Below are 13,941 nucleotides of genomic sequence, written 5' to 3' on the forward strand. Positions count from 1 at the left end.
CGCTTATAAAAAGAAGCCGCCTGCGTATGTGCAGAAAAGATAAGTAAACGGAACGGCAAATAAATGACTGTCAAACCTGTCCAGTATACCGCCGTGTCCCGGCAGCAGATTGCCATAGTCTTTGATGCCGCAAATACGTTTGATCACTGACATAGACAGATCACCGAACTGGCCGACAACGGAGGTCATAAGCGCCCAAAGTGCCAGCGTTCCGTAATTTACTTCAATCTTTACAAATTTCTCAACAACGATCCCGCCAAGCAGTGCCAATAGCACCCCGAACAATAGGCCGCCAAGGGAGCCTTCTATGGTCTTATTTGGGCTTACCTTCGGCATTAGCTTATGCCGTCCCAAACCTCGCCCGATCAGATAGGCGGCGACATCCGTGACAAAGCACAATGTGACAGCAAAAATCAGATAATACAGTCCGCTATTCAGGCTTCTCAGCTCCGGAATGGCTTTAAAGAGCACAATGATCAGGAGCACAATGAAAAATGCCTTGACGGGAGAGTCCAAGCTGCAATGTTTTTGCCGTATCATCAGCCAAATGGATGCTACAGTTGCAAAAATAAATGCCACCGTCAGTACGATCTCGGAACGGGGAATGTGTACGAAAGCAGCCAAAACGGCAATGAGCATAGAAACAGTAAACATCACTTCATTTTCGATTGTGCCGGTTGCGCGGTATATTTCATACACCGAAAAGGCGCAAAGGATGGCGGTAGCCACCAAAATGACCGCCGGTATGTAAGAATAGAATAGGATTAAGTAAACGGCGGCTGTTATAAACGCACCGGTTATCGTTCGCTTGAGTATGGTTGTGACCCCTCGTAATAAAACTACTGTATTATTTATCTTTTATACTATCGAGCAACATATTCCGTATTTCTGCGCCGATCGTATGTGTGGTTCCGTTTTCCACATCGCTTGCAGGAATCACCTGCACGATGTCCAAATATACATCGGAATGCCGGCGTAGGACATTCTTATGGATCTGTTCCGTTCCCCTGATGGACATAACGACAATCGGTGTGCCGGCCTTTTTGGCAATGTGGAAAACACCGTCGTGAAACGGGAGCAATTCTCCGGTTTTGCTTCGGGTGCCCTCCGGATATACACCGATAGAGACCTCGCCGCTCTGAAGCAGATCAGAAGCTTTATTGATCGTCCTCAATGCCTTTCGCGGGTTCTCCCGGTCGATCGGCATAAAGCAGCATTTCCGAATAATTCGTCCGAAAAACGGAATCTTAAAATTCTCGCCTTTTGAGATAAACGCAATATCCCACGGTTTCAGCACAAGCCACTCAATGATCGGGTCAAAATTGGAGCGATGGTTTCCGACAAACATCAGCTTTTGATTCTTAGGTATCTTCTCCAGTCCGCTTGTATATACTCTGATTCGCAGCACCTTCAAAGCAGCGGCAGAAGCGCTGTAAGCAGTGTGCGGTAAAAACGGCTGTTTTTCTCATATTCTTTTTTCGGATCGACGCATAGGCTGCAAATTGCAAGGAAGCAAATATAGAGCAGCAGGACGGCGAGAATGCCAAGCAGTATGTAAACAACAACCATTTTATCCCTCCTTGGATCTGTGGTTTGCTGATTCAGTTCGTGCGGAACAGATTCAGGTAAAACCGTATGTACAGCGTAAGGGACATAAGCATAACGCAAATGCAAATTCCGATCAGAACATTTGCCACCGTTTCCGATATACTCGGGAACAAGATAAGGCACGTCATAACCAGATACAGAACCACGGTGTTGAGCTTGCCATACCATTTTGCGCTGTTAACAACATCTTTCTTTTGAATTGCCATATACCCGAGCACGGCCATAATGATCTCCTTGACCACAAAGAGAACAATCAATCCGCGCATCCAGCGATATTTCACCGTCAAGCAGAGGATCACCGTAGCCTGCGTCAGCTTGTCTGCCACGGGATCCAAAATCTTTCCGAGGTCTGACACCATATTGAATTTGCGGGCGATGAATCCGTCAATAATATCCGTTGCACCGGAGATTAAAATCACAGCCACTGCAGCAGAATATTCCTGCTTTCCTATATATAGCCACACGATCAGCGGAATCAGCGCCAAGCGTATCACACTTAATAAATTCGGTATCGTCAATACCTGATCTTTTCTGAATATCCTATGCATATGTAATATCTCCCATCGGCCTGTCGCCATTATAATATCGTTTATCTTCGCATTTATACAGCTGCCATTTCACTGTCCTGTTTTGCTTTTTCTGCCGGTGAAACGCATGACCGAACCGTATATTCCATGACTTCCGGTACAACTTCGCCGTCGATCTGAAGCGGTGCCGGCTCATTATATTTCACTTGAATGGTCTTTCCTTCCAGAATCGTCATCTGATTCGTATACTTCAGATGCTTGCCGCTGAAAATCGACGGAAAGATCATTAGTCCACGCAGTTTGCCGACATCGTGGAATATCAGAATGGATACCTTTCCGTCTTCACGTAATCTGTACTGCTCCGGCGTCGGCATCATACCCCCGCCATAGAACCTGCCGTTCATGACAGAGGCAAGCCACACTTTTTTATATTGATAGCGTTTGCCGTCAACAACGACGGTCACATTCTTGGGCTTATAGTGAAACAGCAACCCGGTGATGGCGATCTTCGTATAATTTACCGGCTTGGGCTTTTTCCTCTTCTTGTTTTCCTCTCGGAGCTTTTCTCCAACCTCACAACAATAACCGTCAATGCCGAAACCGACATTGTTCAGGAACAATTCAGACTTTCCTTTAACGCTTACACGAGGTAGCCGTTCAAAATATGGGTTGAGGCAAACCGTTGGATCCGAAAACGGTTTTTGCCCGACATCCCTCGCAAAATCGTTGCCGGTTCCCGTGGGGTAGTAGTAGAGCTTATTGGGAATGTTCATTCCGTTAACATCGTTGACAAAACGATTCAGGGTGCCGTCTCCGCCGCATAAGATCACAGTGTCATTCGGGTCTAATCCGTTAAAAAAAGTCTTATAACTGATGATGCGGCAAATATTGATCGCCACAGCCCCTTCATTGGCATCCTGCAAGGCTTTTACGGCTTTCTCGGTCTCCGGACCGCCTGCACAGGGATTATAAAGAATATATTTTTCAGACATAAGTTCATTACCTCCTCGAAGCATCGTCCCTGTTCTGTAAATTTATCAGTGCGTGCTTAATGTAAACTTTGATTCTGTTCCGGCTTTCAAGCGCCTGAAGTTTTCCTTATGCCGCAGCGCCACAAAAATAACGATTGCAGCGTCTATCAAAATTACGGATACAGGTGCTTTGAACAGCAGCAGAAGCAATGGGCTGCAGAGCGTCGCAGCAACAGTAGCAAGCGACATATATTTTGTGGTAAGCAGCAGTACAACCATCATTCCGGTCACGATCAGACCGACCCGCCAGTCTGTTACCCAAATCGTTGAAAGACTGACGAGAAATCCTTTGCCGCCTTTGAAGCCGTACCAGATCGGATAGGCATGTCCAAGAACAGCAAAAAGGCCTGTATAGACAGCCCCTAACTGATAAAGCCCCAGATATTTTTCAAACAGCTTTTGAATTTTTCAACGGAAACCTGCGCTGTCGTGATACGCTTTCCGCCACGGATCGTCTCGTAAAGTCTGTGTGCTTCTGCGGGTGTCCATGTGAGAAGCGCCGGAGACTCTTTGCCATCCTCGATCGTGGACATTCTGGCGTAGTCGATGTCGTATTTTTCGAGTTGCTCTGCGCTCAGGTCTGCGCAGGAATCGGTGATGATCTTAACTTTTCTCATGGTAAAAACTCCTTTTTATGTAATGAATCTTTGAAATGCTGCTTGCCGGTTAGAAAGAATCAAGCTTTTCCCGGATAAACCTCACTGCGTTTTCCGCATCCGTTTCATCGGGATGCCCCTCGGACAATTTTGCCTCGGAGATCATTTTTTTGATGGCAGGATCGTCTGGTTGCTGTGCGAACTGTCTTTGGATTTTGCTCAGCACCTCCTCCGCTATCTGACCTCGACACAGCAAAATGCCGCAATAGTCGCATTCGTCCGGCAGAAAAGGTTCGATCTTGCGCTCGATAAGCCGCTTGTATTCCTCACTTGGCTCTATGCCGCAGGTCACAAACAGGAATATCTTCTTTCCGGCCAGCCGGTCCAATGCGTCCATGACTTTTAGCGGGACTGTACCGTTGTTTATGCCGAATCCTACTAAATACACATCGGCCGCAAGGGTAACTTCTTCCTCTTGCAGGTTCGTCAAAAAAGCTTGATTTTCCGGAAGACGCTTTGCAATGCCGTATGCCAGCTTTTCTGTATTGCCTGATAAACTGTAATAGGCTATTTCATAGTTCAAGTCTGTCACTCCCTTAAAAACCGTTATTTCGACATTTTCTGCGGAGAGTGTAGCAAGCAATTCTAAACTGAAACGAAACTGCCCGGATTTTCAAAAGTTTCGTTTCAGTTTAGAATTTGAATATACGATAATGGTACTATGAAACACGGAAAGGGAAAAATCTCTATCGACCTCATCGAGGACGATCTGGTGTTCATCACCAACGGCTGCTGCACCGATACCTCCTGCTATGGCGACCAGACTCATGCACCCGATCTGTCCGGCATTGAAAACGGCAAGGGCGATTCCTGGGATATGTGGAAAGCTATCGCTGCTCAGGCCGAGCACGGCGAGTACGGCAACCCGGACAAATTCTGCTCCGATGTGGATGCCACCAACTGGATGAGCGCTACCGTCGCCACTTCCAATGAAGAGATCATTCAGCACATTATGAATGTTTGCAAGCGTGACCCGCGCTCCGGCAAGGTAACCACCGGCGGCATTGTCACCGTCAAGGACAGCACCGACAACTGGTATCTCTCCTGGACCATTAACCGCCAGCCGCAGTTCAAGTCCCAAGATAAGAACATGGTGCTTGTGTGGTTGTATTCTCTGAACACCAATAAGGAAGGCAACTATGTAAAGAAGGCCATGCGGGACTGCACTGGCGAGGAGGTCTGCCGTGAGTGGCTGTACCACATCGGCATGCCGACCGAAAAGATCGATGCGCTGGCACACGATGCCTGCAACACCACCACCTGCTTTATGCCGTATATCAATTCCTTCTTCCAGCCTCGTAAGGAGTCTGACCGTCCGAAGGTCGTGCCCGATGGCGCTGTGAACTTCGCCTTCATCGGTCAATTTGCCGAGACGCCCCGTGACACCATCTTCACCACCGAGTATTCCATGCGTACCGGTATGGAGTCGGTCTACACGCTGCTTGACATCGACCGCGGCGTGCCGGAGGTCTGGGGCAGCAAGTACGATGTGCGTGAGATCCTGCGTGCCTGCTACTACGCCATCGACAAGAAGCCGATCAGTGAGGCACCGCTGTCCTTCAAGGAGAAGGAAATGCTCAAGGTGGTCCTGAAAAAGGTTAAGGGCACAGATATCGAGATCCTGCTGAGAGAAAGCGGACTCATCGAGTAAAAAATACAGAACCAATGGGCGGCTGCCGATGCACAAAAAGCGTCGGCAGCCGCTTTTTTCATTATGCGAGGAACATTTCAGCCGGCATTGACACGTCGGGCGTGATACTGTAAAATATATATAGTTCGCAGAAACGAATACAAGCGGAGGAAATGTATGGATTATATCTCTGTAAAGGAAGCTGCCGAGCAGTGGCAGGTTTCGCAGCGCTGGGTGCAAAAGCTCTGTAAGGAAAACCGGATAGACGGGGTGCTGCGTTTCGGACATTCTTATATGATTCCGAAGGATTTGAAAAGGCCTGTCGATCTTAGATACAGCATCAACAAACCTGCGAAAAAGGAATAAGTTTATTTTCAGTTGATTTTGCAGCATTATTCTATGGGAGATAATTTAGCCGAGGAGGATATTTATGTTTCACATTCTCGTTGTAGATGACGATAAGCATACCAGGAAGCTGCTCCGTGCCGTGTTGGAAAATGCCCATTACACCGTAACAACGGCAACCAACGGAGAAGAAGCGCTGGAGGCTCTGGACAAAGAGCATATTGATCTGGTTGTACTGGACATTATGATGCCGAAAATGGACGGATATGAATTTACACGGTTTGTTCGGGAAACAGATAATGCGCTGCCTATATTGATGGTAACGGCAAAGCATTTACCGGCAGATGAGAAAAAGGGATTCCTTGTGGGAACCGACGATTATATCACAAAACCGATCGACGAGGAAAAGCTGCTTTTGCGTATCAAAGCATTGCTTCGGCGTGCGCAGATCGTCAGCGAACAGAAAATCACGATTGGTGATGTTGTTTTGGACTACAATGCCTTTACGGTCACAAAAAATGGTGAAACGCAGGAGCTACCGCAGAAGGAATTTATGCTCCTGTATAAGCTGCTTTCTTATCCCGGTCAAATTTTCACCCGTATTCAGCTGATGGATGAGATATGGGGGACGGATAGCGAAACCGGTTGGGAAACCGTCACCGTTCATGTCGGGCGCTTACGCAAACGCTTTGAAGGATGGAATGAATTTGAGATCGTTGCTGTTCGTGGGCTTGGTTATAAGGCGGTGAAGAAGGTATGAATAAAAGGAAGCGAACAGGGCGGATCGCTTTGGCACTGCTGATCTCCGGCATTGTTTTTCTTACCAACACGATCGCTATGCTGCTGACGATCGTAGCTATCTATGGACTGGCCCGACTCGGAGTCATTGAAACGACCGGAGGACAGGTAGGATTACCGGAGCTTTTGAGGTTCTTCTTTTACACCAGTCTGGTTATTGGATTTCTTCTCGCCTCTTTGACAGGAAAAATCATTCTAAAACCAATCAAGCGTATTATCGATCAGCTTGACCGGCTGGCAAGCGGCGACTTCAAGACGAGACTGCATTTCGGCAAGCCTATTGCCGACCATCCCACCTTCAAGCAGGTAGAAAAAAGTTTCAATCGGGCGGCAGAAGAACTGGATTACACAGAAATGCTGCGCAGTGATTTTATCAACAACTTCTCTCATGAATTTAAGACACCGATCGTTTCTATCGCAGGCTTTGCAAAGCTTTTGCGTCGCGGAAACCTTACGGACGAACAAAAAGAAGAATACCTTGAAGTCATTGAAGAGGAATCGCTTCGGCTTTCTGCCATGGCAAACAATGTATTGAATTTGACTCGGGTGGAAAACCAGACGATCCTGACAGAGGTTACAAGATTTAACCTTTCTGAACAGATTCGTGGAGCCGTCCTGCTGCTTGCAGAAAAATGGACGCCCAAGAACCTGTATATGGATATGCAGTTCGGTGAGCATATGATATGTGCAAATGAAGAACTGCTGAAGCAGGTATGGATCAATCTGCTGGATAATGCAATCAAGTTTTCGGATCCGAACGGCACGGTATCTGTCGATATTTCCGACGGGAGCGAATGCCTTTCAATCTCTGTTTCCAACCACGGCAAAGACATCCCAAAGGACCGTATTGCCCATATCTTCAATAAGTTCTATCAGGCGGATGAGTCACATTCGTCGGAAGGAAACGGCATTGGTCTTGCCGTCGTGAAAAAAGTATGTGAGTTGCACGGCGGTGCGGTATCGGCAAAAAGCGAAAGCGGAACAACGACCTTTACTGTTGTGCTACCGAAACAGCAGAATATGTGATATTGCTATATAACAACAGCCGGAATATTCCGGCTGTTTCCTTCTACGAGCATAAAAATACCACCGGGGATTGCTCCCTGGTGGTTGATAGATGATTAAGCTACTGATTAGAGCAAACAGCGATTGCACTCATTATCCATTGACCTTCATCATAAATCTTCTGCACACACTTCTTGGCAGCAGCCGTGCAGCGATGCTCACCGTGTGAGTTGGCCAGCCACAATAGCGAAGAGTTTTTCCCTTCTGTGCAGCACGGAAACCTGCCTCTGCAACAGCCGCTGCGCTGGCAGGCTTAAACATGGAGAACATATGGGAGTTTTTCATCTGTGCGGCCTGTTCAAATCCCGTGGCAGTTGGGCCGGGGCAAAGCGCAGTCACTGTAACGCCCGTACTGCGCACCTCCTCGGCAACGGCTTCGCTGAAGCTGCGTACAAATTCCTTAGAGGCATAGTATAGGCACATCCTCGGCCCGGCACTGAATGCTGCGACCGAAGATAGATTCAGCACACTGCCATGTCTGCGCTCCACCATACCGGGCAGAAAATACCGCGTAAGCTGCACCAGCGTCATGATGTTGACTTGCAGGAGATCGGTCTGCCGCTGGGCGTCCACCTCCCAGAAGTTGCCGAAGTCACCGAACCCGGCGTTGTTGACCAGTGCATCAATGGTGATATTCTTCTCTAAGGTGTAATTGAATACTTCATAGGCGGCGTCTGGCTGAGACAAGTCCTGCGCCAGCACCCATACATGACAGTCATACTGCGTCTCCAGCTCGCTTTTCAGCTTATAGAGCTTCCCCTCGCTGCGGGCAACTACAACAAGATCAAAACCCTCTCTTGCGTATATTCTGGCAAACTCCAAACCCAGTCCGCCGGATGCGCCGGTGATAAGTACTGTTTTTCTCATATTAGCCACCTCACAATTCGATGATGTGCGGCTGCACATCGGGGTCGTGGTTGGCAAGAGACTCTACGCAGTTTGCGTTTAGGCTTTGCTCTCGTATCCATTCCAGTGACTTTTTCTGTGCCGCCTTGTCATCTGCAATGCCGGATGTGATCAGCTGCTCCCACGATTTTCGGGCGTAACCGCCATCGGCGTAGAAGTAGTATGAACCGCCCGTCAGAACCAGTAATCTTTAGCGCACATAGCCCTTTGGAATGACCAGGGATATTGACCATAACGAGGCTTTCATCCCCAAATACATCGTAGGATTTTCCCGCAAGGCCTTCCGTACCGTTCCAGTCGAAGGTCTGCATTTTCGTGCTGCGCCACCAATCCGCATTGTAGCGGATGCGGTTGACGGGCGTTTTGTTCTCCGCAAAAAGCAGCTCGTCTTTCGACACAAGGATCTGCTTTGCGTCGGCCACCAGATTCAGACCGTTGGTGTGGTCGCAATCCAGATGGGACAGCAGCACCAAATCCAAGTCGGCAGGATGAATGCCCAGCGCCGCCAACTGCTCGTCGATGGCTAAGCCTTTTTCAATTCGTCCTTGATTTGTTACATACAGCGGCAGCGAACCGAGGGACTTGATCTGCGCTTTTTTATCAAACACACCATCGGGGCTCATATTCCGATGCCATCCGCAGTCAAAGATTATCTTCCCGTGGCTGCACTCAATAAGATAGGCTGACACAGGCAGCCACAACCGTTCCGATTTCTTTGCAAACGCGCCGGATGCCTTGATCGTGCTGCAATGCTCGCCGCCAAAGGGCAGATCCGGTGCTACGCATGCCTCGCCGGTGTGGAACACATGAATTTTGATCTCTGCCATCATACATCTCTCCTTGTCTCTGATTTGATTCCATCATACAAGAGACAGCGGATAGATGGAACGACACATTTTCAAAAAGTGTCCGGGCTTGGACGCAAAAAAGCTGCGGCACTGCCGCAGCTTTTTTAGATGATCTGTTCTACGGAGGAGAGCATCTGCACACTGATGTCCGCCAGCTTTTGCGTGTCCACCTCATCAGGATGCTCCATCCAGTACGGCAATCCAATCAAACAGGAGAGCGATTTTCTTCTTGATGTCCCGGATAACGGCATTGGTTGCTCTGATCCAGCGGTTGAACTCGCCTTTCTCGGTGCGTATGCCTTTCTTCTCCATTGCCCGGACGGTTGCGCCCTCATGGACGGTGGGAAGAAGCTCCACGCCCTGACGCTCATAGCTTCGGTGGTCGATACGAACATCAAGCCCTTTCTCCGCAAACTTGGCGTTGCATAGTTCCGCCCATGTCTGCCGCCAATGTTCCAGCGTTTCGGGACTGCCCCAGTCGGTAGTGGGAACGGCATTGAAAACATACTCGCCGTTCTGGTCTCTGATACGATTTCCGTCCTCGTCCAGCTCGTACACTCGTCGTTGCTTTAGCCCCCATTTACCGTCCTGCTCGATGGGGCGGATGGGACAAAGCACATGGAAGTGTGGGTTTGGTATGCCGCCGTCCTCCCGGTCTGGCTGGTGTACGGCGAAGTCAACCACCATGCCACGGCTCACAAAGTTCTCCAATAAAAATCGCCTTGCAAGAGCGATGTTTTCCTCAAGGGAAAATTCATTCTGCAAGGCAATGTCAAAGCTGTATGCAAGCTGGGCGTTCTTTCCACGCTCGGCTTTTTCCACGGCGTTCCATAGGGTCTGGCGGTCTGCGTATTCTGGCGGTGCATGGGACGGCAAGAGAATGTCAGAGCAGATCACGCCGCCCTTGCGGGTGTAGTCGCTGTATTCGCCGTAATACTCGCTATACAATCGCTCCCCGGCACGGTAGGCGGCAGAAGCAATAGCGGACTGTCCTGCGCTTCGCTTAGTCTGCGTGACGCTCAGATGAAATAGTGCCATCGGCTTTCAACTCCTTTTCTCTGTTCGCTTGGTTGGTGTGAGTAATCGCCATGTGACGGACGGCTCGCTGGACTTCGGACAGAGAAAAGATGTACTCCATCAGCTCTGTCATTTCGGTGCGTGTGAGATCTTTGACCTCCGGGGCAAGGCTCTCAATCGTGCCGCCCAGATTGCAAAGACGATGGGTGCGTTTCTGCCTTTCGCCTTTCTCCAGATATTTCTTTCTGTTCTCAAGACGGTTGAGCTTGTGCTTCTCCTGTGCAAGCTGCGTCTCGGCTCGTTCCTTTTCGGCTCGGAGCTGTTCAAGGGTTTTCGGTTTTGTCATTGTGATTGACCTCCTTTTTTGATTTTTGGGATAAAAAAAGACCGTCAACTTTTCGCATAGTGCGACCAGTCAACGGTCAGTTTTTCGGTATTCAGTTTTTCAAACTTGCTGGCGGCGAACAGCATTTTATGCTGTTTGCGGACGGCAAGTCCACAAGGGATAGCCGCTTTAGCGGCGCAAGGGGGTGTAGCCACCTTGACGGAACGAAGTGACGCAACATTCTCGGTCAAGCAGTTTTCTTCTGCTGACGGAGAATGAAGCTCCGCAGGACGCACGATACTCCCGATAGGAGAGTATAGAAGTGCGCCCTTAGAGTTCTAAGGGTATTTTTAGATAATTGGGAATGTTTCTTTGTCAAACTGCGTAACATTGAACACGATACGCCACTCGACATCATCACCAACCGGTTCAAAGTGCAGAGCAGAACAAGCAGCATGAAGTTTTTCTTGTGAATTTGTTCCATATATAACTGCTGTCGGACCATCTGCACCACCAATAACACCAACAACAAAACAGGAACTACTGCCAACTGGACGGAACGAATGATCGTCTGGTGTAACTTCTATCGGTCTATCGCCTTCATCACAGTCAAAAACCGAAATGTTCTCCATCGGTTCAGGGGTAAGTGTATAACTCATGGCAATATAATGTGTCGGATAAATCCAGCGATCAGAACCAAAACTATTTTGAGGAACTGTCTGCTGTTCTATTTCCTGCACGGTCAGTGTATGGGTTATTCCGCTAACAGGATGGGAAAACATAAATGAATCTCCGGGTGCGTGAACTTTGAAATGTGAGCCTGGAACTTGTCCTGGTTGCTGCTCCATTGTAAGAAAAAGTTTATTGATTTCAGGGTGATGCTTGGTTCCCCAAGGAAATACGTCTCTGCATATGACCCAGCCATAAGTACTATCCAGCCCATAATGGTCGATTGCCCATTTTGCTTCCAACTCATTGATAACGCCATCTGGCAGACAAGGATTAAAGCTCACAGCGCAGCCATGGGTTGTCTGTAATATTTTCTCGTTTAACTTCAAGCAAGGTTTGAAGTTAAAACAAAGTGGGTTTTCCCATTCCATCTGCATCTGTTGCTCACGGGTAAAATTTTCACATGAGTCATTTTCCCAGTCCAGATTCCATTTTTTCATGAAGTCACGGATGCTTTCTGAATCAACTCGCATACAAAAATCAACGACAAGTCCTTTGCTACATGAATAAGCTGCCGGAATTACCCAATGATATCCAGCCCAATCGAATTGTTTATCCAGCTTGATCTCTTTTCCGGCACGGTCTTTACCTCGATGTCCCCAGAAATCTCCATCAAAGTAGACCTTCCATTCAGGGGCAACCAATTCTGCCTCTGAAGTCATATCATTATCGTAATAATCTTCTGTGTATTTAATCTGACTGTAATCAAAGGAAGATTGCAGGTTTTTGATATATGTCCACGGTTGTTCCATAGGCAACAAATTCATCTTCTCTGAAATTTCCGATAAAGTTTGCTGTTGTTCCTGGGTTGTAGGGTTTTCATTGAGAAAGGCTTCAAACTGTGCTTCGTTCCACATCCACGCTTGTTCCACTGCCGCCACATCACCACAAGCCAGTATAAGCCGCAGAAAGTCGGTAAAATTTTCAGCTACTGGATGAACATAATCAGGAGAAGTATTCATGGGGCTGACAGAGAAAACCATCTCTCCAAATCCACGAATGAAACAGAAGTGGATACCATCTATCCCTGCCCATCCAAAAACCGATGCCCCTTTTGGGGTACAAAAATAATTTGTATTATCCTCACGGAGTTCAACTCCCACAGGACTTAAATCGACACCCCGCTGTAAAAATTTTTTCAAAATTCTATTCATTAAGCATCCCCCCATAAAATTAGTGCTATCACGCTCTTTATTGTAGTAAATTTTATCACAAGAGTGTGAATAAATCTACTGGCGAATGCTGAAACCGCCCGAACAGTTTCTTTCTGCTCAGGCGGCTTTCTTCATCTATTTTTCTTTCTTCTGCTGCACTTGTTCATGGGCTTCCTGCTGAACATCAGCCCAGCGGAAAAGCCATACTTGAAGTGACTTTCACTTTCTTCACATTGGGCGATTGCTGTCTGCGCCCGGAGTTCCTGCACCAGCTCATAGTCCTCTTTGCTGAGCCGCTGGGACAACTGCTCCATGAGCTTTTCACAGGCTATGACTGCCTTTCGGTATTCCGGTGATGTAGGTACAACTGTCTCGCAGGGATAAAACTCCCCATTATACATGGCTTCCAAAATCATAGCTTTACCTCTCTCAACAGTAGATTAGTTCCGTCTTGATGATTTCCTCTGCCCGGCAGCGGATGGAGTTCATTGACTGCACCCATAACATCTGATTTTCCGCTTTCATGGCTTCGGTCACGCCCTCGGCTTTCATCATCTGCCGGATAATCAAGTCCAGCCTGTCTGCCGCCTGCTCGTTCAGATCGGCAACGACGGTGTGGAGCCTGCCGGACAAAATTAGCTCGTTGTAAAGCATGGGACGGTGCAATTTCAGATAGGACTGGTGCAAGCGTCCCCAATGCCCAATAGGTCGGCGTTCCTCCGGCAGCTTCAAGTCCGGCACATAGTAGTCGCCCACCAACACATAGGTATACGCACCAATAACTGCCGAGGCGATGACTTCCATGATAAGCCCGCGGTTTGGCACAGCATCTTTCTCTGGGAACCGGAGCCTGAAGTGATATTTGATGGCATCCTTCCATTTGGCGATATAGGCAAGATTCGGCTGTGCCACCAGAAAGGCATAGTTTTCCTCCCAATGGGACTTGATATAGTCCAATGTCTGAGCGAAGAACACATTCAGATTCATCTCCACAAAACTGCCTCCGGCGGTTGCTTTTGCAATTTTTAGAATGCCACCAATCAACTCGTCCTCGATTTCCGCTTTCAGCGTACCGAGATTGTCATAGTATTCATAAAATGTTGTCCGAGCTACCGGTGTCTGCACACACAGCTCCTTAACATTCATTTGGTCATAGCTTTTTTTACGGTAGAGATCAATAAAAGTGGTTTGTATTGCTCGCTTTGTGCTGTTCATAATATTCCGATTATCTCCAGTTTAAAGTTCTGATTTTAGGATATTATAGCATACTTCTGCGAAGTTTTCTACTGCTTGCACAGGAAT

The 13,941-nt window shown here is 48.0% G+C and carries 19 protein-coding genes and 1 pseudogene; 4 read left to right on the plus strand and 16 right to left on the minus strand.

What is annotated here, in order from left to right:
- Positions 1 to 3 precede the first annotated feature (3 nt).
- From KI236_RS04000 to KI236_RS04035, 8 genes are read right to left on the minus strand one after another with little or no spacing between them, the layout of a single operon-like run.
- Positions 4 to 855, minus strand: a complete 852-nt coding sequence (locus KI236_RS04000; protein WP_212820635.1) for a phosphatidate cytidylyltransferase — start codon at positions 853 to 855, stop codon at positions 4 to 6.
- Positions 848 to 1,408 carry a lysophospholipid acyltransferase family protein gene (locus KI236_RS04005; RefSeq protein ID WP_212819537.1) on the minus strand — a complete coding sequence of 187 codons (561 nt, stop codon included), beginning with the start codon at positions 1,406 to 1,408 and terminating at the stop codon, positions 848 to 850. Before KI236_RS04005 ends, KI236_RS04000 begins: the two co-directional genes overlap by 8 nt.
- Positions 1,409 to 1,410: 2 nt before the next feature.
- The gene (locus KI236_RS04010) at positions 1,411 to 1,569 is read right to left on the minus strand and encodes a hypothetical protein (protein WP_022177400.1); all 159 of its coding nucleotides are present in this window, start codon (positions 1,567 to 1,569) and stop codon (positions 1,411 to 1,413) included.
- Between the two features lie 32 nt (positions 1,570 to 1,601).
- Positions 1,602 to 2,186, minus strand: a complete 585-nt coding sequence (locus KI236_RS04015; RefSeq protein ID WP_329958966.1) for a CDP-alcohol phosphatidyltransferase family protein — start codon at positions 2,184 to 2,186, stop codon at positions 1,602 to 1,604.
- A 23-nt stretch (positions 2,187 to 2,209) separates the two neighbouring features.
- Positions 2,210 to 3,127: a diacylglycerol/lipid kinase family protein gene (locus tag KI236_RS04020; protein WP_022177398.1), complete on the minus strand. Its 918-nt coding sequence runs from the start codon at positions 3,125 to 3,127 to the stop codon at positions 2,210 to 2,212.
- 45 nt (positions 3,128 to 3,172) lie between these two features.
- Complete coding sequence (locus KI236_RS04025; protein ID WP_212820637.1) at positions 3,173 to 3,571, minus strand: glycerol-3-phosphate acyltransferase; 399 nt, start codon at positions 3,569 to 3,571, stop codon at positions 3,173 to 3,175.
- Complete coding sequence (locus KI236_RS04030; RefSeq protein WP_212819539.1) at positions 3,529 to 3,783, minus strand: DegV family protein; 255 nt, start codon at positions 3,781 to 3,783, stop codon at positions 3,529 to 3,531. The genes KI236_RS04025 and KI236_RS04030 overlap by 43 nt, the downstream gene beginning before the upstream one ends.
- Positions 3,784 to 3,832: 49 nt before the next feature.
- On the minus strand, positions 3,833 to 4,345 hold the full coding sequence (locus KI236_RS04035) for a flavodoxin family protein (protein ID WP_022177396.1): 513 nt from the start codon (positions 4,343 to 4,345) through the stop codon (positions 3,833 to 3,835).
- A 138-nt stretch (positions 4,346 to 4,483) separates the two neighbouring features.
- Here KI236_RS04035 and KI236_RS04040 point away from each other — a divergent pair, with 138 nt between their 5' ends.
- From KI236_RS04040 to KI236_RS04055, 4 genes are all read left to right on the plus strand, one after another.
- A complete protein-coding gene (locus tag KI236_RS04040) occupies positions 4,484 to 5,473 on the plus strand; it encodes an oleate hydratase (RefSeq protein ID WP_407701741.1) in 990 nt (329 codons plus the stop codon).
- A gap of 156 nt (positions 5,474 to 5,629) precedes the next feature.
- Entirely contained in the window at positions 5,630 to 5,818 is a 189-nt protein-coding gene (locus KI236_RS04045) for a helix-turn-helix domain-containing protein (protein ID WP_212819541.1), read from the plus strand.
- Positions 5,819 to 5,882: 64 nt separating this feature from the next.
- Complete coding sequence (locus tag KI236_RS04050; protein WP_212819543.1) at positions 5,883 to 6,557, plus strand: response regulator transcription factor; 675 nt, start codon at positions 5,883 to 5,885, stop codon at positions 6,555 to 6,557.
- Positions 6,554 to 7,621: a sensor histidine kinase gene (locus KI236_RS04055; protein ID WP_212819545.1), complete on the plus strand. Its 1,068-nt coding sequence runs from the start codon at positions 6,554 to 6,556 to the stop codon at positions 7,619 to 7,621. Before KI236_RS04050 ends, KI236_RS04055 begins: the two co-directional genes overlap by 4 nt.
- Before the next feature lie 132 nt (positions 7,622 to 7,753).
- Here the strand turns inward: KI236_RS04055 and KI236_RS04060 are convergent, their stop codons facing one another.
- From KI236_RS04060 to KI236_RS04095, 8 genes and pseudogenes are all read right to left on the minus strand, one after another.
- On the minus strand, positions 7,754 to 8,527 hold the full coding sequence (locus KI236_RS04060; RefSeq protein ID WP_212819547.1) for an SDR family NAD(P)-dependent oxidoreductase: 774 nt from the start codon (positions 8,525 to 8,527) through the stop codon (positions 7,754 to 7,756).
- A gap of 128 nt (positions 8,528 to 8,655) precedes the next feature.
- On the minus strand, positions 8,656 to 9,396 hold the full coding sequence (locus tag KI236_RS04065) for an MBL fold metallo-hydrolase (RefSeq protein WP_212819548.1): 741 nt from the start codon (positions 9,394 to 9,396) through the stop codon (positions 8,656 to 8,658).
- 213 nt (positions 9,397 to 9,609) lie between these two features.
- Positions 9,610 to 10,452, minus strand: a pseudogene (gene mobQ / locus KI236_RS04070) (MobQ family relaxase); the annotation flags it as partial.
- Positions 10,418 to 10,777: a DUF3847 domain-containing protein gene (locus KI236_RS04075; protein WP_015524579.1), complete on the minus strand. Its 360-nt coding sequence runs from the start codon at positions 10,775 to 10,777 to the stop codon at positions 10,418 to 10,420. The gene KI236_RS04075 and the pseudogene mobQ, both read right to left, overlap by 35 nt.
- A 44-nt stretch (positions 10,778 to 10,821) precedes the next feature.
- On the minus strand, positions 10,822 to 11,007 hold the full coding sequence (locus KI236_RS04080) for a hypothetical protein (RefSeq protein WP_005944784.1): 186 nt from the start codon (positions 11,005 to 11,007) through the stop codon (positions 10,822 to 10,824).
- Between the two features lie 99 nt (positions 11,008 to 11,106).
- Positions 11,107 to 12,639 (minus strand): hypothetical protein, encoded by a 1,533-nt coding sequence (locus KI236_RS04085; protein ID WP_015573038.1) that lies wholly within the window; start codon positions 12,637 to 12,639, stop codon positions 11,107 to 11,109.
- 131 nt (positions 12,640 to 12,770) lie between these two features.
- Positions 12,771 to 13,055 carry a DUF6809 family protein gene (locus KI236_RS04090; RefSeq protein WP_005944778.1) on the minus strand — a complete coding sequence of 95 codons (285 nt, stop codon included), beginning with the start codon at positions 13,053 to 13,055 and terminating at the stop codon, positions 12,771 to 12,773.
- A gap of 13 nt (positions 13,056 to 13,068) precedes the next feature.
- Positions 13,069 to 13,443, minus strand: a complete 375-nt coding sequence (locus KI236_RS04095) for a TnpV protein (protein ID WP_212820639.1) — start codon at positions 13,441 to 13,443, stop codon at positions 13,069 to 13,071.
- Between the last annotated feature and the right edge of the window lie 498 nt (positions 13,444 to 13,941).

Source organism: Vescimonas fastidiosa, assembly GCF_018326305.1.
Taxonomy (GTDB): Bacteria; Bacillota; Clostridia; order Oscillospirales; family Oscillospiraceae; genus Vescimonas; species Vescimonas fastidiosa.

Excerpts from the sequence above, each read along its gene's own strand:
- KI236_RS04010 (WP_022177400.1), bottom strand. The coding sequence starts at position 1,569 with ATGGTTGTTGTTTACATACTGCTTGGCATTCTCGCCGTCCTGCTGCTC.
- KI236_RS04015 (WP_329958966.1), bottom strand. The coding sequence starts at position 2,186 with ATGGCGACAGGCCGATGGGAGATATTACATATGCATAGGATATTCAGA.
- KI236_RS04020 (WP_022177398.1), bottom strand. The coding sequence starts at position 3,127 with ATGTCTGAAAAATATATTCTTTATAATCCCTGTGCAGGCGGTCCGGAG.
- KI236_RS04030 (WP_212819539.1), bottom strand. The coding sequence starts at position 3,783 with ATGAGAAAAGTTAAGATCATCACCGATTCCTGCGCAGACCTGAGCGCA.
- KI236_RS04040 (WP_407701741.1), top strand. The coding sequence starts at position 4,484 with ATGAAACACGGAAAGGGAAAAATCTCTATCGACCTCATCGAGGACGAT.
- KI236_RS04045 (WP_212819541.1), top strand. The coding sequence starts at position 5,630 with ATGGATTATATCTCTGTAAAGGAAGCTGCCGAGCAGTGGCAGGTTTCG.
- KI236_RS04050 (WP_212819543.1), top strand. The coding sequence starts at position 5,883 with ATGTTTCACATTCTCGTTGTAGATGACGATAAGCATACCAGGAAGCTG.
- KI236_RS04055 (WP_212819545.1), top strand. The coding sequence starts at position 6,554 with ATGAATAAAAGGAAGCGAACAGGGCGGATCGCTTTGGCACTGCTGATC.
- KI236_RS04060 (WP_212819547.1), bottom strand. The coding sequence starts at position 8,527 with ATGAGAAAAACAGTACTTATCACCGGCGCATCCGGCGGACTGGGTTTG.
- KI236_RS04065 (WP_212819548.1), bottom strand. The coding sequence starts at position 9,396 with ATGATGGCAGAGATCAAAATTCATGTGTTCCACACCGGCGAGGCATGC.
- KI236_RS04075 (WP_015524579.1), bottom strand. The coding sequence starts at position 10,777 with ATGACAAAACCGAAAACCCTTGAACAGCTCCGAGCCGAAAAGGAACGA.
- KI236_RS04085 (WP_015573038.1), bottom strand. The coding sequence starts at position 12,639 with ATGAATAGAATTTTGAAAAAATTTTTACAGCGGGGTGTCGATTTAAGT.
- KI236_RS04090 (WP_005944778.1), bottom strand. The coding sequence starts at position 13,055 with ATGATTTTGGAAGCCATGTATAATGGGGAGTTTTATCCCTGCGAGACA.
- KI236_RS04095 (WP_212820639.1), bottom strand. The coding sequence starts at position 13,443 with ATGGAAGTCATCGCCTCGGCAGTTATTGGTGCGTATACCTATGTGTTG.